At 70.9% G+C, this 24,772-nt stretch carries 27 protein-coding genes and 1 pseudogene; 12 read left to right on the top strand and 16 right to left on the bottom strand.

Annotated features, from left to right (window positions below; all coding sequences use genetic code 11):
- The first annotated feature begins 251 nt into the window (after positions 1–251).
- On the top strand, positions 252–728 hold the full coding sequence (locus AC1Z4A_RS02705) for a glycine-rich domain-containing protein (protein ID WP_483676204.1): 477 nt from the start codon (positions 252–254) through the stop codon (positions 726–728).
- Between the two features lie 78 nt (positions 729–806).
- On the top strand, positions 807–1,481 hold the full coding sequence (locus AC1Z4A_RS02700) for a class I SAM-dependent methyltransferase (protein WP_483676203.1): 675 nt from the start codon (positions 807–809) through the stop codon (positions 1,479–1,481).
- Between the two features lie 343 nt (positions 1,482–1,824).
- Here AC1Z4A_RS02700 and AC1Z4A_RS02695 read toward each other — a convergent pair whose 3' ends face one another.
- The gene (locus AC1Z4A_RS02695) at positions 1,825–2,658 is read right to left on the bottom strand and encodes a transposase family protein (RefSeq protein ID WP_483676202.1); all 834 of its coding nucleotides are present in this window, start codon (positions 2,656–2,658) and stop codon (positions 1,825–1,827) included.
- Between the two features lie 54 nt (positions 2,659–2,712).
- On the bottom strand, positions 2,713–3,168 hold the full coding sequence (locus AC1Z4A_RS02690) for a hypothetical protein (protein ID WP_483676201.1): 456 nt from the start codon (positions 3,166–3,168) through the stop codon (positions 2,713–2,715).
- A 133-nt stretch (positions 3,169–3,301) separates the two neighbouring features.
- Here AC1Z4A_RS02690 and AC1Z4A_RS02685 point away from each other — a divergent pair, with 133 nt between their 5' ends.
- Positions 3,302–3,631, top strand: coding sequence for an antibiotic biosynthesis monooxygenase family protein (locus AC1Z4A_RS02685; protein WP_483676200.1), 330 nt, complete (start codon positions 3,302–3,304; stop codon positions 3,629–3,631).
- A 22-nt stretch (positions 3,632–3,653) separates the two neighbouring features.
- On the opposite strand, the gene AC1Z4A_RS02680 is transcribed toward AC1Z4A_RS02685, so the two are convergent.
- Complete coding sequence (locus AC1Z4A_RS02680) at positions 3,654–4,220, bottom strand: hypothetical protein (RefSeq protein ID WP_483676199.1); 567 nt, start codon at positions 4,218–4,220, stop codon at positions 3,654–3,656.
- A gap of 696 nt (positions 4,221–4,916) precedes the next feature.
- On the opposite strand from AC1Z4A_RS02680, the gene AC1Z4A_RS02675 reads away from it, so the two are divergent.
- The gene (locus tag AC1Z4A_RS02675; protein WP_483676198.1) at positions 4,917–5,219 is read left to right on the top strand and encodes a DUF1036 domain-containing protein; all 303 of its coding nucleotides are present in this window, start codon (positions 4,917–4,919) and stop codon (positions 5,217–5,219) included.
- Positions 5,220–5,222: 3 nt separating this feature from the next.
- On the opposite strand, the pseudogene AC1Z4A_RS02670 reads toward AC1Z4A_RS02675, so the two are convergent.
- Both AC1Z4A_RS02670 and AC1Z4A_RS02665 read right to left on the bottom strand, forming a co-directional pair.
- Positions 5,223–5,411: pseudogene (locus AC1Z4A_RS02670) on the bottom strand (hypothetical protein); the annotation flags it as partial.
- An 11-nt stretch (positions 5,412–5,422) separates the two neighbouring features.
- A complete protein-coding gene (locus AC1Z4A_RS02665; RefSeq protein WP_483683483.1) occupies positions 5,423–6,274 on the bottom strand; it encodes a helix-turn-helix domain-containing protein in 852 nt (283 codons plus the stop codon).
- Positions 6,275–6,559: 285 nt separating this feature from the next.
- Here AC1Z4A_RS02665 and AC1Z4A_RS02660 point away from each other — a divergent pair, with 285 nt between their 5' ends.
- The gene (locus AC1Z4A_RS02660) at positions 6,560–7,081 is read left to right on the top strand and encodes an ATP-binding protein (RefSeq protein WP_483676197.1); all 522 of its coding nucleotides are present in this window, start codon (positions 6,560–6,562) and stop codon (positions 7,079–7,081) included.
- A 28-nt stretch (positions 7,082–7,109) separates the two neighbouring features.
- On the opposite strand, the gene AC1Z4A_RS02655 is transcribed toward AC1Z4A_RS02660, so the two are convergent.
- On the bottom strand, positions 7,110–7,400 hold the full coding sequence (locus tag AC1Z4A_RS02655) for a DUF1330 domain-containing protein (RefSeq protein WP_483676196.1): 291 nt from the start codon (positions 7,398–7,400) through the stop codon (positions 7,110–7,112).
- A 144-nt stretch (positions 7,401–7,544) separates the two neighbouring features.
- On the opposite strand from AC1Z4A_RS02655, the gene AC1Z4A_RS02650 reads away from it, so the two are divergent.
- On the top strand, positions 7,545–8,531 hold the full coding sequence (locus AC1Z4A_RS02650) for a PLL family lectin (RefSeq protein ID WP_483676195.1): 987 nt from the start codon (positions 7,545–7,547) through the stop codon (positions 8,529–8,531).
- A 52-nt stretch (positions 8,532–8,583) separates the two neighbouring features.
- A complete protein-coding gene (locus AC1Z4A_RS02645) occupies positions 8,584–9,363 on the top strand; it encodes a crotonase/enoyl-CoA hydratase family protein (RefSeq protein WP_483676194.1) in 780 nt (259 codons plus the stop codon).
- A 31-nt stretch (positions 9,364–9,394) separates the two neighbouring features.
- On the opposite strand, the gene AC1Z4A_RS02640 is transcribed toward AC1Z4A_RS02645, so the two are convergent.
- From AC1Z4A_RS02640 to AC1Z4A_RS02630, 3 genes are all read right to left on the bottom strand, one after another.
- Positions 9,395–10,075, bottom strand: a complete 681-nt coding sequence (locus AC1Z4A_RS02640; protein ID WP_483676193.1) for a hypothetical protein — start codon at positions 10,073–10,075, stop codon at positions 9,395–9,397.
- Between the two features lie 12 nt (positions 10,076–10,087).
- Positions 10,088–10,396, bottom strand: a complete 309-nt coding sequence (locus AC1Z4A_RS02635) for a hypothetical protein (RefSeq protein WP_483676192.1) — start codon at positions 10,394–10,396, stop codon at positions 10,088–10,090.
- Positions 10,397–11,167: 771 nt separating this feature from the next.
- Complete coding sequence (locus AC1Z4A_RS02630) at positions 11,168–12,235, bottom strand: LacI family DNA-binding transcriptional regulator (protein ID WP_483676191.1); 1,068 nt, start codon at positions 12,233–12,235, stop codon at positions 11,168–11,170.
- A 154-nt stretch (positions 12,236–12,389) separates the two neighbouring features.
- Between AC1Z4A_RS02630 and AC1Z4A_RS02625 the strand changes: the two genes are divergently transcribed.
- A complete protein-coding gene (locus tag AC1Z4A_RS02625; protein ID WP_483676190.1) occupies positions 12,390–13,355 on the top strand; it encodes an ROK family protein in 966 nt (321 codons plus the stop codon).
- Between the two features lie 147 nt (positions 13,356–13,502).
- Positions 13,503–14,540, top strand: a complete 1,038-nt coding sequence (locus AC1Z4A_RS02620) for an NUDIX hydrolase (protein WP_483676189.1) — start codon at positions 13,503–13,505, stop codon at positions 14,538–14,540.
- Positions 14,541–14,773: 233 nt separating this feature from the next.
- Here AC1Z4A_RS02620 and AC1Z4A_RS02615 read toward each other — a convergent pair whose 3' ends face one another.
- Positions 14,774–16,159 carry a M20/M25/M40 family metallo-hydrolase gene (locus tag AC1Z4A_RS02615; RefSeq protein WP_483676188.1) on the bottom strand — a complete coding sequence of 462 codons (1,386 nt, stop codon included), beginning with the start codon at positions 16,157–16,159 and terminating at the stop codon, positions 14,774–14,776.
- Positions 16,160–16,320: 161 nt separating this feature from the next.
- Between AC1Z4A_RS02615 and AC1Z4A_RS02610 the strand changes: the two genes are divergently transcribed.
- Positions 16,321–17,535: a geranylgeranyl reductase family protein gene (locus tag AC1Z4A_RS02610; protein WP_483676187.1), complete on the top strand. Its 1,215-nt coding sequence runs from the start codon at positions 16,321–16,323 to the stop codon at positions 17,533–17,535.
- 1 nt (position 17,536) lies between these two features.
- Here the strand turns inward: AC1Z4A_RS02610 and AC1Z4A_RS02605 are convergent, their stop codons facing one another.
- The gene (locus tag AC1Z4A_RS02605; protein ID WP_483676186.1) at positions 17,537–18,424 is read right to left on the bottom strand and encodes a DUF2797 domain-containing protein; all 888 of its coding nucleotides are present in this window, start codon (positions 18,422–18,424) and stop codon (positions 17,537–17,539) included.
- A 24-nt stretch (positions 18,425–18,448) separates the two neighbouring features.
- Positions 18,449–19,684, bottom strand: coding sequence for an MFS transporter (locus AC1Z4A_RS02600; RefSeq protein ID WP_483676185.1), 1,236 nt, complete (start codon positions 19,682–19,684; stop codon positions 18,449–18,451).
- Between the two features lie 17 nt (positions 19,685–19,701).
- On the opposite strand from AC1Z4A_RS02600, the gene AC1Z4A_RS02595 reads away from it, so the two are divergent.
- Positions 19,702–20,925 carry an ROK family protein gene (locus tag AC1Z4A_RS02595; RefSeq protein ID WP_483676184.1) on the top strand — a complete coding sequence of 408 codons (1,224 nt, stop codon included), beginning with the start codon at positions 19,702–19,704 and terminating at the stop codon, positions 20,923–20,925.
- A gap of 102 nt (positions 20,926–21,027) precedes the next feature.
- Here AC1Z4A_RS02595 and AC1Z4A_RS02590 read toward each other — a convergent pair whose 3' ends face one another.
- Both AC1Z4A_RS02590 and AC1Z4A_RS02585 read right to left on the bottom strand, forming a co-directional pair.
- On the bottom strand, positions 21,028–21,516 hold the full coding sequence (locus AC1Z4A_RS02590; RefSeq protein WP_483676183.1) for an ATP-binding protein: 489 nt from the start codon (positions 21,514–21,516) through the stop codon (positions 21,028–21,030).
- Positions 21,517–21,672: 156 nt separating this feature from the next.
- Positions 21,673–22,002 (bottom strand): hypothetical protein, encoded by a 330-nt coding sequence (locus tag AC1Z4A_RS02585; RefSeq protein ID WP_483676182.1) that lies wholly within the window; start codon positions 22,000–22,002, stop codon positions 21,673–21,675.
- A 138-nt stretch (positions 22,003–22,140) separates the two neighbouring features.
- Between AC1Z4A_RS02585 and cds1 the strand changes: the two genes are divergently transcribed.
- Entirely contained in the window at positions 22,141–23,271 is a 1,131-nt protein-coding gene (gene cds1 / locus AC1Z4A_RS02580; RefSeq protein ID WP_483676181.1) for an L-cysteine desulfhydrase Cds1, read from the top strand.
- A gap of 15 nt (positions 23,272–23,286) precedes the next feature.
- On the opposite strand, the gene AC1Z4A_RS02575 is transcribed toward cds1, so the two are convergent.
- Together AC1Z4A_RS02575 and AC1Z4A_RS02570 are read right to left on the bottom strand one after the other, a co-directional pair.
- Complete coding sequence (locus AC1Z4A_RS02575) at positions 23,287–23,775, bottom strand: SRPBCC family protein (RefSeq protein WP_483676180.1); 489 nt, start codon at positions 23,773–23,775, stop codon at positions 23,287–23,289.
- Between the two features lie 62 nt (positions 23,776–23,837).
- Complete coding sequence (locus AC1Z4A_RS02570; RefSeq protein WP_483676179.1) at positions 23,838–24,683, bottom strand: DeoR/GlpR family DNA-binding transcription regulator; 846 nt, start codon at positions 24,681–24,683, stop codon at positions 23,838–23,840.
- Positions 24,684–24,772: the final 89 nt, after the last annotated feature.

Below are 24,772 nucleotides of genomic sequence, written 5' to 3'. Positions count from 1 at the left end.
AGCGGGCGGACCTACGGGCCGACACGAGCAGTTCGAGCGGATGGCCCCGTCCTCGTCCGGGCGAACCCCGTGAGCTACCCGCCGTGCGAGTGCCCCCGCTGCGCGCCTGAGCGGCAGGCTTCGCGGGTGATATCGGCCCGTTCGCCGCGCCCTGCCTAGCCCCCCGCTCCGGTCGGCGTCCTCGCCCATTCCCAGGTCGAGTGACCGGAGCGGGCTAACGCCCGACCACCACCCTTCCGAGGAGGCAAGACGTGACCATCGTTGAGGAACGGCCCGCTATCGACGCGGGAACCCTGGTCAGCGCGGAACTGCGGGAGACCATCGCTGCCGACGTGCGGGCCAAGTACGACCACATCACCGCCGACATGGCACACCGGGGTGTGGGACAGATGCTGGCGTTCGTGGCCGCCAGCGCGGGCAGTAGGAAGCCGCTGAGCCCGTCCCCGCTGGTAGACGACTTCTGGCACGCGTTCGTCCTGCGGACCAAGGCGTACGCCGACTTCTGCGAGGAGACGTTCGGCACGTTCGTCCATCACCAACCCGGGTTCCTGGACCGGGAGGAACACGGCGGCGGCAAGGGCCTGAGGGCGAGGACCGTGGACGCCATCCAGGCGGCGGGCTACGCGGTCGACCTGGAGTTCTGGCCGGAGCTGGACATCGCCGACTGCTCGCAGTGCCACGCCAACTGCCACAACAGCCCGAAGCACGCCACCACCCCCGCCGGTTGAGTCCGGCACACATCCCCTTGGCCAGCCGTACCTTCTGGTGCGGCTGGCCGCCCCTTCTGAGCGCACGAGGAGAAGCGCGTGACCGACACGACGGCGTGGGACGCCTACGCCCGCAGGAAGCCCGGCGGCCGACGGGAGAGGAACGCCAAGGGTGAGACCACCTGGTTCAACTGGACCCAGTACCCCGACCATGGACCGGGCATCGAAGTCCTGGGCACGCACGAGAAGGCCGCGTTCCTGGAGCTGGGGTGCGGCGCCGGGGGCAACCTCGCCCATGTCGCGACCCTTGGACACCGCGCCGTCGGTGTCGACGTTTCGCCCGTCCAGCTGGACGCCGCCCGTGAGCGCTGGGGCGAACTGCCGGGCCTGGAACTGCACCAGCGCGGCGCCCTCGACTTCATGAGCAAGACCGCCGAGCGCTTCGACGCCGTGTACTCCGTCTTCGGCGCCATCTGGTTCACCGACCCGGACCAGATGCTCCCCGCCATCCGCCAGGTCCTCAAACCCGGCGGAGTCCTGGCCTTCTCGCAGCGTCCGCCGGTCGAAGGCTGCTACGGCTGCCAGGCGTCCTACATCAACCAGGCCGACGACCCGAACCCCCTCGTCGTCAAGCGCTGGGACTACACCCCCGACATGTGGGCCGACCGCCTCAAGCAGCACGGATTCCGCTACGCCTTGGCGAACGAGATCACCCCGCCCGACGGCTGGAAGACCGGCACGCTACTGGTGCGCGCCCTGGCGCCCGGCGTCTGAGCTTCATCTCGGAGGCCCCGCTCACGGCCCCGGCCAGCGCCCTGTCCAGGTGCGGCCGGGGCCGCCTTGTTTCAGTGTGCGGCGGTGTGACCTTTGCACTACAGCCTTGATCTCAACTGCAGTTGAGGTGGAAACCTGTGCTCCATGAGTCAAGACAGCAAGCCGGCTGAAGACGCGGCGGTCACGTTCATCAACGTCATCGAGGTGCCTGCCGAGCAGGTCGACAGGTTCATTGCTCAGTGAGTTGTGTTCATCCTGAACGTGCAGGTCGCGGGGGTGGCGTGAGTGAGTGTTGTCGTGCTCGCGCTGGTCGTCGGGGCCTGTCTGGCGTGAAGATCGTCGGTCAGCGGGCGATTTCGTGCTGGGTGAGGATCATCAGGGCCCGGACGAGTCGGGTGGCCCACTTCACGTCGAGGCGGAGCCTGGTCAGCACGCGCCAGTTCTTCAAATGCGCGAACGCGTGCTCGCATACTGCTCGTTCCGCCGCGATCAGCTGGTTTACCAGCTTCTTCGCGGGCGGGAGCTTCTTGCCCTTCGGCTTCTTGTAGCCGGTGATGACCGCCGGGTCACCGGCCTCGTCGTCGAGGCCGACGAAGCCGAGGTCGGCGATCGCGGCCAGGCCCGCCTCGCGGAGCCGGCCGACCAGGCCGTCGTGCCGGCAGGCGGTGATCTCCGAGCCGCGGGCCGGGCGGGCGGTGGAGGTCCACAACAGCCGCCCGCGCACGTCGGTCAGGGCGATGACCAGCAGCCCGTGCCGTTTGTGCTTGGCCGACCAGCGGCGCCTTGTGGGCAGGCCGGTGCGGCGCTCGGTGGGTATCAGCGATCCGTCGAGCAGGACGACGCTGCCACCCTCGCGGGCGATTTTCGCCAGCACCCGCTGAAGCCGCGGCGCCTTCGCGGCCAGCAGTTGGGTCATCTCCTTCAGCCACCGGTCCACCGTCGTGCGCGAGATGCCGTTGCCGCCGGCGAGGTCGGCCAGGCGCTGGTCATGCCGCAGCGCGGCCAGCACGATCACCGCGATCCGCCCGGCCGGCAGCTTGCGCCAGCGGGAGCGGATCTTCTTCAGACGGGCGGCCAGCAGCGACGTCAGGTAGCGCAGGGTCTGCGTGGACAGCGGCAGCCTGCACTGGTAGACAAGCTCGGTGTGGTCCCCGGCCGGGGACGTCTTGGTAGGCATACCTGACCAACCCGGGCCGGGGGCCGCCTGGTTACGGCCCAGGAGACGGGTGTGTCACAGCCTGGTGGTGAAGGTGCCGTTCGGCAGCTTGTGCAGCCAGCCCCTCCCGGCGAGTTTTGACAGCTTCCCGCGCAACGGCTCCAGCCGGCCGGGCACCGAGGCGTCGATCCCGAGCTCGGCGCCGACCTCCTTGACCATCACCGGCCCGCCCGCGGCCTTCACGATTCTCAGCATCCGCTGGTAGTCGCCCGGCAGCACGGACGCATCCGGCACCTCACTGCGGTGCGGCACCTTCAACACCGACCGGCCCGCGACCTGCACTCGCTGCGGTGCCCCGGTGTCCTGCCCGGCGCCATCCCCGGCTTCCTGCCCGTACAGCCGCCGCAACACCCGCTCCGCGACCACGAGTTCCTCACGCTCGGCTTCGGCCTCGGCCAGCTGCTTGGCCAGGGTCTCCGCGAGCTCATCCAGCTCGGCACGGCGAGCTGCGATCTTCTCCAGCGACGACACGATTCCCCTCCCAAACGACCAGGCACCGCCCGCGATCGTAGGAACCACTCCGCCCGCGGCGCGGGCAAAGCCGGAAACGCCCATCCCCGACGCGTCAGATGATCTACGCTCCAGACTCCCGCCTCCGACCAGCGTGAGTACACCACCGATCTCCCACGCCAGCACCGCTGACCAGCACGGATTCAGGTTGTGCAGCTCTCAGTGGCGTGAACGCGCAAGAATCATGAGTACTGCGCCTGGATTCCGTGATTCACGGCTGCACCGGGCCGTGTCCTCGCAGACACGCTTCCAGTTGGTCAACGTCGCTCACTGGGACAGCCGAGAGGCGTGGCAAGCGGCCATGTCCAACCCGGAGTTCCAAGCCCGGATGCGAGCCCTCGAAGATGACCCGGATGTGAAGGTATCGGCAAACCCGGCCCTCTATCAGGTTGCCGTCAGTTACGACGAAGGGACGCGCGTCTAGCACTGTAACTGCAACCGCAGATCTACGGGACGTCGCTCGTGCGTCGGCGGTAGTAGGCGTACGTCACCGATCCCAGAAGCGGCCCCCAGGCGAGCAGCGGCAGGTAACAAACCGTCAAGATGACCTCTTCAGTGGTCGTGTGTCCGGGGGGAAATCCCGTAAAGAGGATGGAGAGGAAGAAGTAGTACACGACCCCCATGGAGGCGAGCGCGCCCAGCACGGCCGGGACCACCGCGGCGAGCAGGGGGATGCGGCGTCCGCCCAGCAGTGGTATCCAGCGCGGCACCGCCTCGCCCCATGGCTGGACCAGCCCCAGCGTGAGCAGCCCGAGCGCCTCGGAGACCGCGAAGAGCAGGATCAGATACAGATCGAGCCCGGCGCCGTGGTCGCGGGCCTCGGCTGTGCCGAAGCCGGGGATGGCCAGCATCACTCCCATGCGCCACAGCCCCGAGGGCAGGATCGTGAAGGGCACTGCATGCGCGGCGAGCCGCGCCCAGCGGGGCACCGGGGAGGCGGGGATACGGCCGGCGTCCCGAGTGGTGCGCAGGTACCCGATCGCCGGGGGAGCTTCGGGGCGGAGGTTGGACATCGCTGCTCCTTCGATTCGTCAGGCATCGTTCGCGTGACGCATCTCGAAGATCGCAGCCCTCCCGTCCGCCGGCGTCCCCCGCACAGTGGGGGCTGGTCCGCCGTGCGGGCGGCGCCTTGGTCGACTCAAGGATGACCGCGGGGTGCTCTCGTGGCGGAGGAGAGCGGACGCGTACCGGGCACCCCGGCCCGCCTCGGTCGCCTCGGTTCCGGCTCCGCTCGTAACTCCTTGACGGGTCCTGGCGGCTCGATGCTCTCCAAAACCGCCGTTCCGCTTTCCGGAAAGCCGACAGGAGGGGTCGATTCATCTTTTCATAAAAGGGCCGACGCTATGGGATAGCGTCTTGACGGGCGCTACCGTGAAAACCAGAGGCACCGAATTGGTGCAGTGCGGGTTCGACGCGGAGGGAGCGTCGTCTCATGGCCGGTGAATCATCAAACGTCGAAGTGGATCCCACCTCGGATGTGGATCCACAGCAACTGGTAGCCGCCGCGGCACATGTGGGGCCGGTGGCTCAGGAGGGGGAGCAGACCGGGGTGAGCGAGGAGCGGCCCGGCGTGCTTGGGCTTCCCACGGATCTGGTGCCGGAACGGGAAGGCGCCGGGCCTGCGGTCCGGCGGCTGCCCCGGGGTACGGGCTGAAGGGGGCGGCACAGTGCTGCGTTTCGAAAATGCGTATTCCAGCACCGTCAACGTCATGATCGAGTTCCTGGACCGGAACTGCCAGCCGACCCCTTGGCGCAGGAAGGGCTGGTGGGTCATCGACCCGGGTGGGTCCAAGGTGGCCTACGGCGGGAGCCTCGCCGGGGTCAATCGGTACTGGTACTGGTACGCCTTCGCGGTGGACGGTGCCCAGTGGGCAGGGCCGTTCCCCGAGAACGTGCCCTTCTCGGTCTTCGACTGGTGTCCGGACGTCGCCAGCGATCCGTCAATGAACATCGGTATGCGGGAGCTGGACGTCAACGGAGCGGCGAACTGGACCATCCGTCTCATCCCCTGAGTCGACCAGGTGGTCGGCCTTGCCGGCTTTGATATCGCGGATGAAGGCGCGTAACGCGTCGCGGGTGTCGGTGAGGTAGTGGTCTTCGGTGCCCGCGACGGCGATGTAGGCGTTGCCGTCATTGTCAGTGCCTATGCGGAAGCAATTCGCTCCTTCACCGCAGAAGGCGTTTTCCCAGATGATCTGCGACATGCTCGACTCCTCTAGAGCTGGTGGATGATCTCGTGGATAAAGTCCCGTGATGCCTCGGCGTCGAGCGTCACGGTCTCCAACTGCTCTAGTTGAGTACGGTACTTCTTGATCTGAGTGTCGGAGTCGATGAACTCCGGCCCGTGAGTGCTGTCGAGTTCGACGACATCGAGCTGCGGGACTACCGCTCCGGCGTAGATGACCGACTGTCCAGCCCCTGGGAAGCCACCCTTCTTGAAGGGGATGGCCCGTACTGTCACGTTGTCACGTTCGCTCATGTCCAGGATGTGGGCCAGCTGTCTGCGCGACACCTCGGGGCCGCCGAACTCCATGCGCAGTGCTGCTTCGTGGACGATCACCTGGACATCGGGAGGGCTCGGCTTGTCGAAGACACGTCTTCTGTCCATGCGCTGGGCCACGCGGGCTTCGATCTCCGGCGTCGGCAGTCGCGGGAAGACCTGATCGAAGACGGCCCGCGCACGTTCCTCTGTCTGGAGCAGCCCGGGGAGGTGCACCGTCAACGCGATGCACAGGCGGGAGGCGTGCCACTCCATCTCCGCGATGTCCAGAAAACCGGCGGGGAGTGTCCCTCTGTATGCCTCCCACCATCCCTTCCCTCGCTCGCTGGCCATGTCGGCCAGGGCGTCGATCAATTGGGTGTCGCTGCAACCGTAGTTGCCAGCCAGGACCCGCACTCGATCAGCGCTGATTCCCGACCGCCCGGACTCCATGTTCGGGACGTTCGTACGGGGCACCCGTAGCAAACCGGCGGCGAACTCGGTGGTCATGCCCGCAGCGAGGCGCATTTTCCGCAGCTCCGCACCAAGGCGCTTCTGGCGCGCCGTTGGCGTACTCCTCGGGGGCATGTGCTCTCCCAGATCCCATCGGGCGTGATGTCGGAGCAAGTCTGCCTGCGGAGTGATCGGCTGGTCCACCGAAGGCCGCAGTCTTGGGCGTTCGGTAGTACACGTACTCCCGATGCTCTACAGTCGGTGACGCACCGCTTACGAGCCGGAAGCGCATCCGCGAGCATGCCCGCACTCTCCTGCCCTGGGAGGGGTGTGCCCGCGTCAGGGAGACAAGCCACCGGCATGAGCGGAAGCCGTGCGAGCCCACACACATCCCACTCACCCCCACAACGGGAGCTGCGCATGTCATCCGTCAGCCTCTGCCCCCTGGCCACCCCCGCCGCCCACAACGTGGCCGATCACCTCTCGTCCGCCCCCGCCCTGCGCGACCCCACGACCCTCGCCTACAGCTACGCCATCCCGGGTGCACCCCACGCCGTGTCCATCGCCCGTACCAGCGTCCACAACGCCCTCTCCCTGCACGGCCTGGCCGACCTCGTACCCCCGGCCCTCCAGGCTGCAGGCGAACTCGTCGCATGCGCAGCCCTCTTCGAGCCCGGCAAGGCCCTGTACCTGTCCATCGGCTGGCAGCAGGAGGGCATCCGCATGGTGGCCTGGGACCCGCACACCAATCACGCCGATCCCGACAGCTCCGCCCAGTGCGCGGCCCGCCGCAACAAGATGCTCTACCTGCTCGCCTGCGTCGTCCACGAGTGCAAGGGCAGCTGGGGCGTCATCCGGCCCGCCCCCGCCCGCGAGGGCACCAAGGTATGGGTGAACCTTCCGCGCGAGGGCGCTGCCTCCTACGCGGAGGCATTCTGCTGAACGGGCGCGGCCCCGGCTGCCGCGGGGCCTACCCCATGCCGTGCACCAACAGGACGACCCCCTCGGTCGCCGCCACGCGGTCCTTCGAAATCTCCCGGTACTCGGGCGAGGTCGACCACCGGGTGAATGCGTCACCGTCGGGGAAAGCCATGACGATGGCCTTGTCGTGGTTCCACCGGCCCTCCACGATCTCCGGCTGCTCGTCCGCTGCCAGCAACCGGCCTCCGTACTGGGCGAGTACGGGCATGAAGCGGGCCGCATAGCGCTCGTAGCGAGCACGGTCGTGAATCGAAATCTGGGCGATCGCGTAGACGGTCACTTTGCTTACTCTAGCGATGCAGTGCGGGCCGATCGACCGGAAACAGCGGTCGGTGGGGCTGGGCGGCGGCATCGGCGCCGATATACGGTGCGCTTGCCCCGATCCCGTGGGTGTTCGATTCCTTCAACCGGAAGGGACAGTCGCGTGGGAAAGCGTTACAGACGCATCGTTCAACTGCTCGGCGCCCTGGTGCTGTTGGTCAGCGCACCGGGAGTCGCCGCAGCGGCCGGTGCGCAGCACGCCGCGGCCGGTACGCGGGCCGCCGCGTTCGACACCGTCTTCGGCTCCTCCATCGCCGCGGCCCGCAACGCCGACGGGCGGCTCGAACTCTTCGGCACCAACAGCGGTGACGCGATCTTCCACCGCTACCAGAACAGCGCCGCTGCCAGCGAAAACTGGTCGCCCTGGGGGCAGCTCGACGGGGGGCTGCGCGCCGTAGCCGCCGAGACCAACGCCGACGGCCGCATGGAGCTGTTCGGGGTCAACGGCGCCGGGTACATCTACCACCGGTGGCAGACCGCGCCGGCAAGCGGCTCATGGTCCGGCTGGGCCCAGTTCGACGGTGCTCTGACGTCGATCGCCGCGGCCCGCAATGCCGACGGCCGGCTGGAGATCTTCGGCACCAACAGCGCCGGGAACATCTTCCACCGCTGGCAGACGTCCATCGGCGGCCCGTGGTCCGGCTGGGCCCAGTTCGACGGTGCCCTGACCCAGGTGGCGGCCGAGACGAACGCCGACGGCCGCATCGAACTCTTCGGCGTGAACAGCGGCGGCGCCATCTTCCACCGCTACCAGACGTCCATCGGCGGCTCATGGTCCGGCTGGGAGCAGTTCGACGGTGCCCTGACCTCGATCGCGGCGGCCCGGAACGTGGACGGCCGGCTGGAGATCTTCGGTACCAACTCGGGTGACGCGATCTTCCACCGCTGGCAGACCGTACCGGGCGGCGGCTGGACGGGCTGGCAGCAGTTCGACGGTGCCCTGACCCAGGTGGCGGCCGAGACCAATGCCGACGGCCGCATCGAACTCTTCGGCGTGAACAGGGGCGGAGCCATCTTCCACCGCTGGCAGGTCCCCACGAATGCCGTCTGGTCGGGCTGGGCTCAGTTCGACGGCGCGCTGCGGCCGTAGCCCAACCGGAACACGACTACCCTCCTTACCCCCTCTGAACGGAGCCCGAGCCTTGCCTTCTGTCGAGCCCCTGGTCCGCCGGTCCCGCGACGGTGCCGTCATCACACTGACCCTCAACCGTCCGGCCAAGCTCAACGCCCTGGACTACCCGACCATCGATGCGCTCATGGCCGCCCTGGACGAGATCGAGGCCGACGACTACGTTCGCGCGGTCATCCTGACCGGGTCCGGCGAACGCGCCTTCAGCGCGGGCGCCGACATCCCCTCCCTGGCCGGTTCCATCGCCGGGGGCGTGGAGCAGGCGCTGCGGGAGATCGTCCGGCGCGGCCAGGGGCTCACCCGGCGCATCGAGAACTTCCCCAAGCCGATCGTCGTCGCAGTCAACGGGCTTGCCTACGGCGGAGGTTGCGAGATCACCGAGGCCGCTCCGCTCGCGCTGGCGGCCGAACACGCCACCTTCGCCAAACCCGAGATCACCCTCGGGTTCCCGCCGCCGTTCGGCGGCTCCCAGCGCCTGCCCCGGCACGTCGGACGCAAGCGCGGCCTGGAGATGATCCTGACCGGCGACCCCATCGACGCCGCCCGTGCGGCGGAACTCGGCATCGTCAATCGCGTCGTCCCGGCCGGCAAGCTGCTGGACGAGGCGAGGGAGCTGACCGAGCGCATCATCCGCCACCCCGCCTCCGCGGTGACCGCCTGTCTGGCCGCCGTCACCCGCGGCATCAACCTGCCCATCGACGAGGGCCTCGCCGTCGAGGCCGCCTGGTTCGCCACCACCGTCCCCACCCAGGGCGTCGCCGACGGCCTCGCCCGGTTCCTCGACCGTCGTTGACTCCTGGGAGGGGGAGGAGGGACGTTCCCGGTCACGCGGCCTTGGGGAGCAAGGCCGGTGCCGGGGCTGGTCCCTGGGTGGCGAGTTCGGGTGTGTACGCGGGCGCGCGGCCCCTGCGGTAGGCGTCGGCGCGCTCCCACGCCTGCTCCCACAGCAGGGCCCTGTGCGTCCCCGGTTCGATGCCTGCCGTCAGCCGTACGAATGCCAGCAGCATTTCCTTCGACGGCATGCGCCTGCCGCTGAGCACCGCACCCAGCGTGCTGCGCGGTAACCGGCCCGGCCCCGCGGCCAGTTCGAGATCGCGCAGCGTGCGGTACCCGGGCCCGCCGCGCGTGCCGCGCAGCGCGCGCATGGCGTCCAGCAGGTGCAGCGGCTCCCGGATGAACTCCGGCTTCAGCGCCGGGCCCGGGCGGCGGCCCCCGGCGACCGCCGCCGGTGCCTTCGCGGCCGCCTGCCGCCACAGGCGGTGGGCCTGCTGCTCGTCGCCGCCGCACACACGGGCGTAGATGCGGACGGTGTCCCACGCCGGGAGGCGCTTGCCCCGCCCGGCGTGGAAGAACCGCAGGTACGGCACCTGCGTACGGAATCGTTCGCTCGCGTCCTGCGCCATCCGGCGGTAGCTCAGACCCGAACGCTCGCGGAGTGACTCGAGCCACTCCGCGAGCGTGCTCACCGGGTCCGGCGTCGCCGGGGCGCTGATCTCGCACCCCATGGACGCCCTCCTCTACTCGCGGTCGGCGGAGAAGAGCCCGGCCGTGTGCCGGATGAGCGAGACGGCCGCGGCGCTCGCGGCGGCGAGTACCACGCCCGTCACCTGCGGGGGCAGACCGAGCCACGTCATCGTCACGGCCGCGGTGAACACGACCGCGACGATGGCCACGACGGCCGTGCCGGACAGCACCGGGCCGCTGGACGCGGCGGGCGTGGTGGGGTTCGCCGCGCACTGTGCACAGGGCGCGGCGTGGTCAGCGGCGGTCGCCGACTGGTGGTGTATGCGGTGGGTCTCGGTGGGGTTGAGTAGGACCAATGCCATCTCCTCGGATCCGTTGCCACTCGACACGAGGCACTTGTGTCGTTCCGCCGGCCTTGCAGAGCCGGATGGAACAGTGCCTCAGCGCACACATTCCTCCCCACGCCCGTCCGGCGTAAAGACAGCGCGGGCGGGAGTGTTTCGCCTTGTCCCGGTTTTCGGGAACGGAGGAGGACGGAGAACCCGCTGGTCAACGGTCGTTCGCCCGGCGCTTGTTTCGCGTCGGCGGTGGTCGCGTCCCTGTTTCTCCGTCGGCTCGGCCCTTGTGGGCAGCGCTCGGTAGGACAACTCTTTGGTCAGTCGGCCTCACACGGTCGGCGGGGAACGACAGCCGAGCCAGGCAAGGGGGGACTGACATGGCGTCAGTACGAGCCACGACAGTCATGGTCCTCCGGTGTCCTCGGGCCCGGTCGGCGGTTGCCCCGGTCATGGGCCGTGTCGGCCCGCAGGCCGTTCCCATCCGCCCGGGGGCCGTACCGGGCTTTCCCCGGGCGGCGCGGTTCCTTGCTTCCTGCACTCCGCGCGGCACCCCTTGGCGTGCGTGCCGTAGCTCTGGCCCAGGCTTCGCCATGTGAGCACAGCCGCGCCTACTGTCCGCCGTGCTTCCGTCTCACGGCCTCTCCATCGCGGTCTCCCCGGCCGTTGCCACTCGACACAACAGGGGAACAGGTCGGCCTTTGTTGCAGCGAAGGCTGTCCGTATCAGTGCCGCCGGTCCCTCCGCCTTCGATTTCGGTGAGGGGGCCGGTGGCACTGATGTATCGGGGCGGGCCGCCTACGCGTCCTCCGGCCCGATCTCGCCCGACCCCCGCACCACCAGCCGCGTCGGCAGCTCCACCCGCCGTGGGGCGTCCTCCGCTCCCTCCAGGCGGCGGAAGAGGAGTTCCGCCGCCGTGCGGCCCAGGCGTGCCGGGTCCTGGGCGACGACCGTGACGCCGGGGGAGAGAAGATCCGCCAGTTCGAAGTCGTCGAAGCCGACGAGCGCGACCCTGCGGGGGAGTTGCGCGATGACCCGGAGCGCGGTGACGGTCACCCGGTTGTTCCCGGTGAACAGGGCCGTCACCGGATTCGCCCCACCGCCCAGCATGCGCTTTGCTTCCGCTCGTACGTGCTGCGGGTCCGTGGGGCCCAGCGAGATCCACGCCTCGTCCACGGGCAGTCCGGCCGCCGCCATCGCGGCACGGTAGCCGCGCAGCCGCTCCGCGGCCGTGTGGATGCGGGGGTGGTCGCCGATGAAGCCGATGCGGCGGTGGCCGTGTGCGATGAGGTGGGCCACGCCCTCCCGGGCGCCGCCGCAGTTGTCCGTGAGCACCGCGTCGGCCTCCAGCCGGCCGGCCGGGCGGTCGACAAAGACGGTCGCGATGCCCGCCGCCGTCTCCGGCTCCAGATAACGGTGGTCATGTCCCGCCGGGATGATGATCAGGCCGTCGACGCGGCGGGCGCAGAACGCGAGGGCCAACTCCTGTTCCCGCTCCGCGTTCTCGGCGCTCGAGCCGTTGAACAGCAGGGCGCCATGGGCGCGGGCGACCTCTTCGACCGCCCGGCTGAGCGGGGCGTAGAAGGGGTCGGCCAGGTCCTCCAGGACCAGGCCGATGGACGCCGTCCGGCCCTTGCGCAGGATGCGCGCGCTGTCGTTCCGGCGGAAGCCGAGCGCCGCGATCGCCTCCTGGACGCGCCGCTCGGTGTCCGCGGTGACCCCGGGCTCGCCGTTCACCACCCGGGAGACGGTCTTCAGGCCGACCCCAGCGCGGGCGGCGACGTCCTTCATGGTCGGCCGGGTTCCGTAGCGGGGCTGCGGGGCGCCGGGGGCTCCGGCCCTGACGGCGTTGACGGCATGGGACATGCGGGCTTCGTCCTTTGCGCGGGGTGCGGCTCGTGCACGTGCGGTGACGTCGAGCATAGAACCTGGACAACGTTGTCACGTCTGGGGAGACTGACGTCCGATGGCCCCTTGGCCATCCGGGATCCCCGCCCCAGGACCAGGAGAGAACGTCACCGTGCACAACGACCCCGGCGGCCTCGTCGCCGCTCTCGACATCGGCGGCACCAAGATCGCCGGGGCGCTGGTGGACGGCAGCGGGCGGCTGCTCGTGCGCGCCCGGCGGTCGACCCCGGCGGGGGAGGACGGGGCGACCGTGATGGCCGCCGTTGCCGCCGTCCTCCGCGAGCTGACCGGGTCGGCCGACTGGTCCCGGGTCCGGGCCGTGGGCATCGGGAGCGCGGGGCCCGTCGACGCCGGCCGAGGGACCGTCAGCCCCGTCAACGTGCCCGGATGGCGGGGGTTTCCGCTGGTCGCCGAGGTGGCCGGGCTCACGGGCGGGCTTCCGGTCGTGCTGGTCGGCGACGGCGTGGCGATGGCTGCTGCCGAGCACTGGCAGGGTGCTGCGCGGGGGCGCGACAACGCGTTGTGCATGGTCGTCTCCACCGGGGTGGGCGGCGGGCTCGTTCTGGGCGGGCGTCTGCATACCGGGCCTACCGGCAATGCCGGGCATATCGGTCACGTGAGTGTCGATCTCGACGGTGACCTGTGTGCGTGCGGTGGTCGCGGTTGCGTCGAGCGCATCGCCAGCGGGCCGAACATCGCCCGCCGTGCCGTCGAGGGCGGCTGGCGTCCCGGGCCGGACGGCGACGCGAGCGCGGCGGGTGTGGCGGCGGCCGCGCGAGCCGGGGACCCCGTTGCGCTTGCTTCTTTTGCGCGGGCTGCGCAGGCTCTCGCGGCGGGTATTGCTGCCACGGCGACGCTCGTCGAGATCGACGTCGCGGTCATAGGCGGGGGTGTTGCCGGTGCCGGTGACGTCCTCTTCGGTCCGCTTCGGGAGTGGCTTCGTCATTACGCGACGCTTTCTTTTGTCTCCGGCGTCGAGGTGCTGCCCGCCCGGCTCGGCTCCGACGCGGGGCTGGTGGGTGCCGCGGCTGCCGCCGCGGAGGAGCTGGGGTTGTGGGGGGCTGCCGCGGGCGGGTGACCGGGCGGGGGGCACCGGGCACCATGCCGCTCGTACACGTTTCCGTGGCAAGGTGTTGCGGATGCTGTGCCCGGGGTCGGTTTCCGGGGTTGGTTTCCGGCTTTCCGGGCAGGGTGCCGCAGCGGGGGCTACCTAGGAGGGGGAACCGTGATCGTCTGGCTGAACGGTGCGTTCAGTGTCGGGAAGACCAGCACGGCCAAGGAGCTGACCGAACTCATCCCGGGCAGTGCTCTCTACGATCCCGAAGTGACCGGCGGTGCGCTGCGGTATCTGCTGCCGTCCGGGAGAATGAACGGCGTTGGCGATTACCAGGAGCTGCCCATCTGGCGGCGGATGGTCGTCGACACCGCCGCCGCGATGCTCGCCGAGCTGGGTGGGGTGCTCGTGGTGCCCATGACGCTCTTGCGGCAGGAGTACCGCGACGAGATCTTCGGGGGGCTCGCGTCGCGCCGGATCCGTGTGCGGCATGTGCTGCTGACCGCCGATGAAACGATCCTGCGGGCGCGGATCGACGGGCGGGTGGAGTTTCCGGGCGACCCTGCGCGGAGTGAGTCGGTTCGGCGGTGGGCTCGGGAGCACATCGCGCCGTATCGGGAGGCCTTGTCGTGGCTCGAGGGTGATGCCTTTGTTGTTGACAGTGGGCCGCTGACGCCCCGTGAGGCCGCCGAGTGCGTCGCCGAGGCTGTGCGTACCGGTTCGGCCGGGGTCTGTTCGATCGTGCAGACTCCCGAGCCCAAGGCTGAGACTCTCGCCTCCGGGGTTCTGCTCTTTGATGAGCATGATCGGGTGCTTCTTGTCGACCCTACGTACAAGCCCGGTTGGGAATTTCCTGGTGGTGTGGTGGAGCCGGGCGAGGCGCCTGCGCGGGCCGGCATGCGGGAGGTGGCCGAGGAGATCGGCATCGAACTGACCTCCGTGCCAAGGCTGTTGGTCGTCGACTGGGAGCCGCCCAAGCCGCCCGGTTTCGGCGGGCTGCGCTTTCTTTTTGATGGTGGGCGGCTGACCGGGGCGGACGCGCAGCGGCTGCTGCTTCCGGGGGCGGAACTGCGGGGGTGGCGGTTCGTCACGGAGGAGGAAGCCTCGGCCATGTTGCCGCCGGTGCGGCTGAGCCGGTTGCGGTGGGCGTTGCGGGCGCGGGAGCGGGGGCGGGCGTTGAACCTTGAGGCTGGGGTTCCTGTGGGCTGATCTGACGTAGGCGTCCCGCCGTGGGGGTGCGCCTCCCGCCGTGGGGGGCGCGCACCCGCCGGTGGGCGGGGGCGGGGGCGGGGCGGGAGGGCCCTTCTGGGGCTGCAATTTCGTGGGCTTGCCCGTGTTGCATTGGGTTCTCGGCACTGCCCACGAAACCGCTTGACGCCCCTGCCAGGGCCCTCCCGCCCCGCCCCCGCCCTGCCGGACGGCGGCTGCGGGCCGGTTCCTTCTTAGCGCTTGCTGTTCGCGTAGTTCACCAGGAACAGGGCCTCCGCCAGGGACAGGCGCTCCAGTTCCTGCGGCGAGACACTCTCGTTCACGGCGTGGATCTGGGCCTCCGGCTCGCTCAGGCCGATCAGGAGGATCTCCGTCTCCGGGTAGAGCGCAGCCAGAGTGTTGCACAGCGGGATCGAACCGCCCATGCCCGCGGCCTGCATCTCCTCGCCCGGGTACGCGATGCGCATCGCCTCGGCCATCGACGCGTACGCCGGGCTGGAGGTGTCCGCCTGGAACGGCTGGCCCTGACCCACCTGGTCCGCGGTGACCCGGGCGTTCCAGGGGGTCTTCTGCTCGAGGTGGGCGATGAGGTGCTTCGTCGCCTCCGCTGCGTCCATGCCCGGCGGGACGCGCAGGCTGATCAGTGCGCGGGCGCTCGCGTGGACGGAGGGCGTCGCGCCGACGACCGGCGGGCAGTCGATGCCCAGGACGGTCACGGCCGGGCGGGACCAGAGGCGGTCGGCGACGGTGCCCGAGCCGATGAGGGAGACGCCGTCGAGGACCTTTGCGTCCTGGCGGAAGTTCTCCTCCGGGTACTGAAGGCCCTCCCAGGTGCCGCTCGCCTCGAGGCCGGCGACGGTCGTCGAGCCGTCCTCGGCGCGGAGCGAGTCCAGGACGCGGATCAGCGCGGCCAGGGCGTCCGGGGCGGCGCCGCCGAACATGCCGGAGTGGAGGTTTCCTTCGAGGGTGTCCACCTGCACGCGGACCAAGGTCATGCCGCGCAGCGTCGCCGTCACGGTCGGCAGGCCCAGGCGGAAGTTGCCGGCATCGCCGATGACGATGGTGTCGGCCGTCAGGAGTTCCGGGTGCGCCTCGGCGTAGCGCTCCAGGCCGCCCGTCCCCTGCTCTTCGGAGCCCTCGACGATCATCTTGATGCCGACGGGGATGCCGCCGTGCTGCTTGAGCGCGCGGAGCGCGGTCAGGTGCATGATGAAGCCGCCCTTGCAGTCGGCGGCTCCGCGGCCGTACCAGCGGCCGTCGCGCTCGGTCAGCTCGAAGGGCGGGGAGATCCAGGCGGCCTCGTCCAGCGGGGGCTGCACGTCGTAGTGCGCGTACAGGAGGACCGTCGGGGCGCCGGCCGGGCCGGGGAGGTAGCCGTAGACCGACTGCGTGCCGTCGGGGGTGTCGAGCAGGGCCACGTCCTCGAAGCCCTCGGCGCGGAGCGCACCGGCCACCCAGTTCGCGGCCGCCTCGCACTCGCTCTTGGGGAACTGCGCCTCGTCCGCGACCGATTTGTAGGCCACCAGCTCGGCCAGTTCGGCCTTGGCACGGGATTGCAGCGAGGCGACGGTCGTCGCGAGCGCGGCCGGGTCGGGCTGCGGGATCGAGGACGTGTTCATGGAACGCTCCTTGTGGGCGCGGCGTTGTGTTCGTGTGTACGGACGGTTGTGACTCCGATCCTCCCATGGACCCCATGGGCGCCTTCCCGCAGCCGGGGTGTCCGGCCGTGGGTCGTAGGATGCGGACCGTAGCCGGTGATCAATGGGGAGTAGAAGCACAGGTGAGCAGCGACAACGCGGCCCGGGAGACGGGCGGGGACGTGTGGGACGTCGTGGTGGTGGGCGCCGGGCCCGCCGGAGCCTCCGCCGCACACGCTGCTGCGGCGACCGGCCGCAGGGTGCTGCTGCTGGAGAAGGCCGAGCTGCCCCGGTACAAGACCTGCGGCGGCGGCATCATCGGCCCTTCGCGCGACGCGCTGCCGCCCGGTTTCGAGCTGCCCCTGCGGGACCGGGTGCACGCCGTCACCTTCTCGCTGAACGGAAAGCTCACGCGCACCCGGCGGTCCAAGCGGATGCTCTTCGGGCTCATCAACCGGCCCGAGTTCGACGCCGGGCTGGTGGAGGTGGCCCGGGCCGCCGGTGCCGAGGTGCGGACGGGTGTCACCGTCTCCCGGGTCGAGCAGCACGGTCCGGCCGTGCCCGACCGGCGCACGGTGGCCGTGGTGCTCGGTGACGGGAGCGTCCTGCACGCTCGCGCCGTCGTCGGCGCCGACGGCAGCGCGGGCCGGATAGGAGCCCACGTCGGTGTGAAGCTGGAGCAGGTGGACCTCGGCCTGGAGGCGGAGATTCCGGTGCCTGCGAGCGTTGCGGAGGACTGGGCCGGGCGCGTTCAGATCGACTGGGGGCCGATTCCGGGCAGTTATGGGTGGGTGTTCCCCAAGGGTGACACTTTGACTGTCGGGGTGATCTCGGCGCGCGGGGACGGCGCGGGCACGAAGCGCTACCTGGAGGACTTCATCGCCCGGCTGGGGCTGTCCGGTTTCGAGCCGAGTATCTCCTCCGGGCACCTGACTCGGTGCCGGGCTGATGACTCCCCTCTGTCGCGGGGGCGCGTGATCGTGGCCGGTGACGCGGCGGGGCTGCTGGAGCCGTGGACCCGGGAGGGCATTTCCTTCGCCCTGCGCTCGGGGCGCCTGGCGGGGGAGTGGGCGGTGCGGATCGCCGAGGCGCAGGACGCCGTCGACGCCCGGCGCCAGGCCCTCAACTACGCCTTCGCCATCAAGGCGGGGCTGGGCGTCGAGATGGGCGTGGGGCGCCGGATGCTCACGGTCTTCGAGCGCCGGCCCGGGCTCATCCACGCCGCGGTCACCGGGTTCCGGCCCGCGTGGCACGCGTTCGCGCGCATCACCCGTGGCTCGACCACCCTTGCGGAGATCGTGCGGACGCACCCCGTGGCACGGCGCGCCTTGTCTGCCGTGGACGGACGGCGCGGCTGACTCAGAACAGCGGCTCGGGTTCCTCGGTGGGGGGTTGTATCTCTGCTGTGGTTCGGGAGTCCGGGGCTGCCGGCTTGAGGGACCAGCCGGTCAGTTTTCGGGCGTCCAGGAGCAGGAGGCGGTCGTCGGGCGTGGCCATGTAGATGTCCGGGCCCGTTACGGCGACTACCCTGCCCGCCACCGTGCATTGGGCTGCCGGGACGACCACGCCGTGGTGCTGTTGCAGTCGGTCCAGGTGGAACGCTGCGTCGTGGTGTATTGGGGCGAAGGGGAGCACTGTCAGGGACTCCGGGAGGCCGGGGATGTTTATGGCCTGGTTGTGGAGTGCGGCCAGTTCGTTCTCCCGGAGCTGTTGAGGCGGCGTCGGGTGGCGGGCCGAGCGCTTCGCCGCGTACGGGAAGCGGTCCGGCACCGCCAGCGCCGCGCCCAGCACCGCCTCCGACCGGCGCGCCGCCATCAGCGGGCCGCGGCCCAGCAGGGCGTAGGACAGCGCGGCCTGTTCCAGGAGCCGTGCCCCCTGCCGCTCGGTGGCGGTGATGCCGACCTTGATCAGGCCGGGAGCGAACCACGCGAGGTAGACGTCGTACGGGCGCGGGTCGTCGGCCGCCGTGTCGGCGGCCACCGAGTGGGATCTGTCGAGCCGCGCGCATTCCGCGCACTGTGCCGAGACGGCTGTCGCCGGCACTTCCGCGCTGGTCTGGCAGGGTGTGTGGCGGCCGCCTCTCCGCACTCCCACGCAGCGCCGGTCGCCCGTTGTGAAGGCCAGCGGTTTGCCGGGCGGCAGGGGCGACAGCCGCTCCCCGCGCCCGGGATGCCGCCACAGCAGCGCCGGGCCCGAGGCGCTCCAGCGCAGCCCGGCGCACCGCCACTCGTCCGGTTCCGGACTCACCTTGCCGACCATTCCTCCATCGTGTCAGTCGCCACTGACAGCGCCCCGCGTCACCCCGCGCGTCGCGTATGCGATCAGTGCGGCCATGGCTGCGAGTCCGGCCACCGTGGTCAGCGCCACCGGCAGGGAGAACCAGTCCGCCAGGAAGCCGATCGCGGGCGGACCCAGCAGCATGCCGCCGTAGCCGAACGTGGAGGCGGCCGCCACTCCGCCGGGCCCCGTCAGCTCGCCGGCCCGGCCCACCGCGACCGGGAAGATGTTCGCCAGGCCCAGGCCGGTGAGCGCGAAGCCGGCGAACGCCGCCCACACTGTGGGCGCCAGCGACCCGATCAGCATCCCCAGCGCTGCCGCGACGCCGCCGTACACCAGTACCCGCGTCTGGCCCAGCCGTTCGAGGAGGGCCGTGCCGGAGAGCCGTCCGACGGTCATGGCGAGCGCGAAGGCCGAGTAGCCGACGGCCGCGACACCGGCGCGTGCGGAGAGGTCTTGTTGCAAATGGAGCGCGCCCCAGTCCGCGAGCGCCCCCTCACCGTAGGCGGTGCACAGGGCGATCAGGCCGAAGACGGCGACCAGCTTGCGCTCGCGGCCGGAGGCCCGGCCGCCTTTCGCGGGCGTGGAAGGGGCCGGGCGGGCGGGCGCCTGCGGCGCCGGATGCGAGAGCAGCACCCGGCCCGCGGCCGTTGCCACGACGAGGCCCAGCACGGTCAGCAGCAGCAGGTGGCGCGTGGCGGACAGCTGTCCGGCGACCAGCCCGCCGAGCCCCGCCCCCAGCATCCCGCCGACGCTGAACGCAGCGTGGAATCCGGGCATCACCGGTCTGCGCAGGGCGGCGACCAGATCGACGGCGGCGCTGTTCATGGCCACGTTGAGGCCGCCGTAGGCCGCGCCGAAGAGGAGCAGGACCAGCCCTAGGGCCAGGGCGGAGCCGGTGAGCGGCGGCAGGGCGATGGACAGGGACATCAGCACGGCGGCGGCCACCGTCACCGGGTGGGTACCGAAGCGGCGGCACAGGCGCCCGGTCATCATCATGGTTGCGACCGCGCCGCCCGACACGCCGAGCAGCGCGAGGCCGAGTGCGCCCGCGGAGGCGCCTGTTTGCTCCTTGATCGCGGGAATGCGGACGACCCAGCCGGCGAAGAGGAAGCCGTCGAGGGCGAAGAACATGGTCAGCGCGGTACGGAGGCGGCGCAGGGCGGGGGCGTCCGGAACCGGATGCTGACCCCGCCGAATGGCCGTCCGTATTTTGTTTAGCGTCGGCACAAAGTCAGAATAGAGGCGTGACCCAGACTCGGACAACACGTTTGGAGCGGGGCCGCGGCGCCCTCGGCCCGGCCTTGGAGCTCGTGCACACGGGCCGCGCCCCCACACGCGCCGTGCTGACCGCGGAACTCGGCGTGACCCGGGCGACCGCCGGGGCGGTGGCCGCCGAGCTCGAGGCGCTCGGCCTGATCAAGGTCGATGCGCGCCCCACGGCCGCCGCGGGCTCCCAGGGGCGTCCCTCGCACCGGCTCTCGATCGCGCCGGAGGGGCCCGTCGTCCTCGCCGCGCAGATCCACGCCGACGGCTACCGGGCCGCCCTCGTCGGGCTCGGCGGACGGATGGTCGCCACCGCGCCGGGCTGCATGGCCGTGCCCGCCGACCCCTCGCACATCATCGACGCCGTCGTCGAGGCCGGTGCGGGGCTGCTGCGCGAGAGCGGGCGGACCTGCCTGGGGGCGGGGCTCGCGGTGCCGTCGGCGGTCGCCGAGCCGGAGGGCACCGCCCTCAACCCCCTGCACCTGTCCTGGCCCGTGGGTGCCCCGGTGCGCGAGCTGTTCACCGAGGCCCTCGCCAAGTTCTCGGTGACCGGCCCCTCCGGCGCGCTCCTGACCGGCACTGCAGGCAATGACGTCAACCTCGCCGCCCTCGCCGAGCACCGGCACGGGGCGGGCCGGGGCGCGCGGCATCTGCTGTGCGTGGCCACCGGGCACCGGGGGGTCGGTGGTGCGCTCGTGCTCGACGGGCGGCTGCACACCGGGAGTTCCGGGCTCGCCCTGGAGGTCGGCCACCTCACCGTCAACCCCGCGGGCCTGCCCTGCCACTGCGGCAGCCGCGGCTGCCTCGACGTCGAGACCGACCCGCTCGCCTTCCTCACCGCCGCGGGCCGCACGCCCGGTCCCGCGGTCTCGCTCCTCCAGCAGTCCCGGGACCTGCTCCGCACGGAGTACGCGGATCCGTCCGTACGGGCCGCGGCCGAGCTGATCGTCGACCGGCTGGGGCTCGGGCTGGCGGGACTGGTGAACATCCTCAACCCCGACCGCATCGTCCTGGGCGGCCTGCACCGCGAACTCCTGGAGGCCGACCCGGAACGGCTGCGGGCGGTGGTGGCGGACCGCAGCCTGTGGGGGCGCAGCGGGAGCGTGCCGATCCTGTCGAGTTCGCTCGACTACAACAGCTTGATCGGGGCGGCGGAGGCGGCGTGGCAGCCGGTGCTGGATGATCCGTTGGCGATGCTGGGGTGACGGTTGGGGGCGGGATTTTCTTTCCCCGATCCCGCCCCTTCCCGAAGCCGGGGGCTCCGCCCCCGGACCCCCGGTCCTCAAACGCCGGACGGGCTGGCTTTTTCAGCCCGGCACCACCGACCGCACCGCCCGGCGCTCGAACACCACCGCTGGCTCCGCTGAACGCACCAGTACCGGTGCCGTCGTCGGCGCCGTCGACGGGACGGGGAGCGTGAACCAGACGACCTTTCCGCCGTCCGGGCGCTCCTTCACGCCCCAGCCGGAACTCACCGCCGCGACCAGCGCCAGCCCCCGGCCATGCGTGCTGGCCACATCCGCGTCGCCGATGGCCGGCAGCCGCGGGTCGTGGTCCCGTACCGAGACCGTGAGCTGATCCAGCAACAGGTCGATGTCGACCGTGCATCGTTTGTCCGGCTGCGCATGCTGGTGGACGTTGGTGAGCAGCTCGGTGACGCAGAGCGCCGCGGAGTCGATGAGCGAATCCAGATGCCAGTAGCGCAGCTGTGCAGATACGATTCTGCGGACCTGCCGGATCCGTGGCGGCAGGGCCTGGAGCTCTACGGTGCAGTGCTTGTTCACTCGGCTGATCACGGCTGCGACTCCCTGAAGAAGTAGGGCTAGCCTGATTCAGATACGCGTTGCGCTCGGCGGCAACCGGTCCCGTGCGTGACCGCCGATGGACCGTCAGTGAAGCCGGTACGAGTCAAGGGTCGACTCTCCCGGCCGCCTTCGCAACTCCTGCACCCTTCAGCCCTTGGCGCTGCCGGTGTGCGCCGAGCGCACGGCCTCCAGGAAGCGGCTGACCGTAGCCGCCCCGGCGCCCTCGGCGGCGGAGTCGCGCCCGCCGAGCGTGAGGACGTACCGGGTGCCGTTCACCGTGGCCCTGGCCCGGTCCCGGTTGGCGAACCACGGCTTGCCCGCCCGCACCGAGTCCACGGGGGCGCTGTCGATCTCCCGGCCGTAGCTGGTCAGCAGCTCCAGCCGGCCGTCCTGGATCTTCACCTGGCCGGCCCGGGTGAGGGAGCGGCGGGCTCGTTCGATCCGCACTCCTGTCGCGTTGAACTCCGGTTCCGTCACGGCGCACCGCCTCTCCGGCCGAATCGTCCTTCCGGTGCGCAGTCTGCCCGCGAGGGGGCCGACACACCAGTGCCCACTTATGATCGAAACGTCCGGCTGATCCCCATCGGCCCGGACGGACGGCACGAGGAGCGGCCTGTGAACGGCACGGCGGAACCCCCTGCGGGCCCGGCCCGCACCATCGACGTGGACCGCAGCGACCCGGCCTACCGCGCCTGGCTCAAGGAGGCGGTGCGCAAGGTGCAGGCCGACGCCAACCGCTCCGCCGACACCCATCTGCTGCGCTTCCCGCTGCCCGAGGAGTGGGGCGTCGACCTCTATCTCAAGGACGAGTCGACGCACCCGACCGGCAGCCTCAAGCACCGGCTGGCCCGTTCGCTGTTCCTCTACGGGCTGTGCAATGGCTGGATCCGCCCCGAGGCCGCCGTCATCGAGGCGTCCAGCGGCTCGACGGCCGTCTCCGAGGCCTACTTCGCCCAGCTGATCGGCGTCCCCTTCATCGCCGTCATGCCGCGCACGACCAGCACCGAGAAGTGCCGTCTGATCGAGTTCCACGGTGGGCGGTGCCACTTCGTGGACGACCCCAGGGCGATGTACGCGGAGGCGGCGGCCCTCGCCGAGCGGTCCGGCGGCCACTACATCGACCAGTTCACCTACGCGGAACGGGCCACCGACTGGCGGGGCAACAACAACATCGCGGAGTCGATCTACAGCCAGCTGTGCCGGGAGCGGTACCCCGAACCGGCCTGGATCGTCGCCACCGCAGGCACCGGGGGCACCTCCGCGACCATCGCCCGCTACACCCGCTACATGCAGTACGACACCCGAGTGTGCGTGGCGGACCCGGAGAACTCCTGCTTCTTCGACGGCTGGCGCAACCGCGACCCGGCCGCGACCAGCGACCGGGGCTCCCGCATCGAGGGCATCGGCCGGCCGCGCATGGAGCCCAGCTTCCTGGCGGCCGCGATCGACCGGATGATGAAGGTCCCGGACGCCGCGAGCGTCGCGGCCGTACGGGCCCTGGAGCGGGCCATCGGCCGCAAGGCGGGCGGCTCCACCGGCACCGGCCTGTGGGGCTCGCTGAAGATCGTCGCGGAGATGGTCGGCGAGGGGCACGCGGGCAGCGTGGTCACCCTCATCTGCGACCCCGGCGAGCGCTACCTGGACAAGTACTACTCCGACGCGTGGCTCGCCCGACAGGGCCTGGACATCCAGCCCTACGCCATGGCCATCGACGCCTTCCTGGCGACCGGCCGCTGGCCCGCCTGACCCGGCGCCGGCCGGTCACACGCCCGACAGCCGCCGGTCGAGGGCCCGTACCGCGTTCCGGAACGCCCGGCCGATACCGGGCTTGGCCAGCCCCAGCGCCAGCCGGCCCGGAGGCGGGGCGTCCGCCGCGAACCGCCACTCGACGACCGTGCCGCCCCCGGCCGGGCTCAGCCGCCAGTCCTCCAGCAGCGCGCGGATCCCCGGCACGTTCGCCTCGTCGACCCGGTAGGCGTAGCGCTCGCCGGGCTCCGCCGCCATCACCGTCTCGGTGAAGCCGACCAGGCCCACCAGCTTGATCTCCCGGCCCCGGTTCCCCCGGGTCTCGACGGGCCGCGCCAGCGTGACCGCGTGGAACCAGCGCGGCCACGCCTCGACCTCCTCGGCCAGGGCGCGGTAGACGTCCGCGGGCGGGGCGGCCATCCGGGCCGTGAAGGCGAACCGCAGGGGTGCGGTGTCGGAGAACTCCAGCCCCACCGGGCGGAAACCGTGCCGTCCACGTGTCATCGAAGGAACCCCCATGGGCTCGGCGGAGCGACCGGGCTCCGCCTACGGTAGCCCGCCGTACGTCAGATGTCTGCGCCGTCCGCGCCCCCGCCGGCCACCACCAGCTCCGGCAGCCGCTCGGCGATCTCCGCACGCGCCCGGGCGGGCAGGCCCGCGTCCGTCACCAGCGTGTCGACCTCGTCCAGTGTGGCGAACGAACTGAGCCCCACCGTCCCCCACTTGGTGTGGTCCGCGAGCACCACGACCCGCCGCGCGGAACGCACGAAGTGACGGTCCGTCTCCGCCTCCGCCAGGTTGGGCGTCGACAGCCCGGCCTCCACGGAGATCCCGTGCACCCCGATGAACAGCACGTCGAAGTGGAGCGAGCGGATGGCGGCGTCCGCGACGGGGCCGACCAGGGTGTCCGACGGCGTGCGCACCCCGCCCGTGAGCACCACCGTCGCGGCACCGGGCCGGGCCGCCGGGCCCGAGGCCGTCATCGAACGCTGGGAGCTGTGGAACACGTCGGCGACCCGGACGGAGTTGGTCACTACCGTCAGGTCCGGGACGTCCACCAGCTGCTGGGCCAGGGCGTAGACCGTCGTCCCGCCGGCCAGCGCTATGGCACTGCCCTGCACGGCCATCCGCGCCGCCGCCCGTGCGATGTCCTCCTTGGCGCTGAGTTCGAGGGCGGACTTGGCCTCGAAGCCGGGCTCGTGCGTGGTCGCCTCCATGACCGGCACGGCGCCCCCGTGCACCTTCTCCACGACGCCCTGCCGGGCCAGCGCGTCCAGGTCGCGCCGGACGGTCATGTCCGAGACGTTCAGCCGCCGCGTCAGTTCGTTGACCCGCACCCCGCCGCGGCGCCTGACCTCGTCGAGGATCAGGGCGCGCCGCTGCTCCGCCAGGAGATTCTGGTTGTCGCCCACCCGGCCCGTCCCCTCCGACCGTCCGTCACCCACCGTCCGCCGCCCACCGCGCGGCGCAATCCTCCCACGCGCCACCGACACCGGGGACG

The sequence above is a fragment of the Streptomyces sp. 17_S59 genome, from assembly GCF_056930295.1.
Note: the sequence above shows the minus strand (reverse complement) of the source record. Positions and strands in the feature narration are given on the sequence as shown.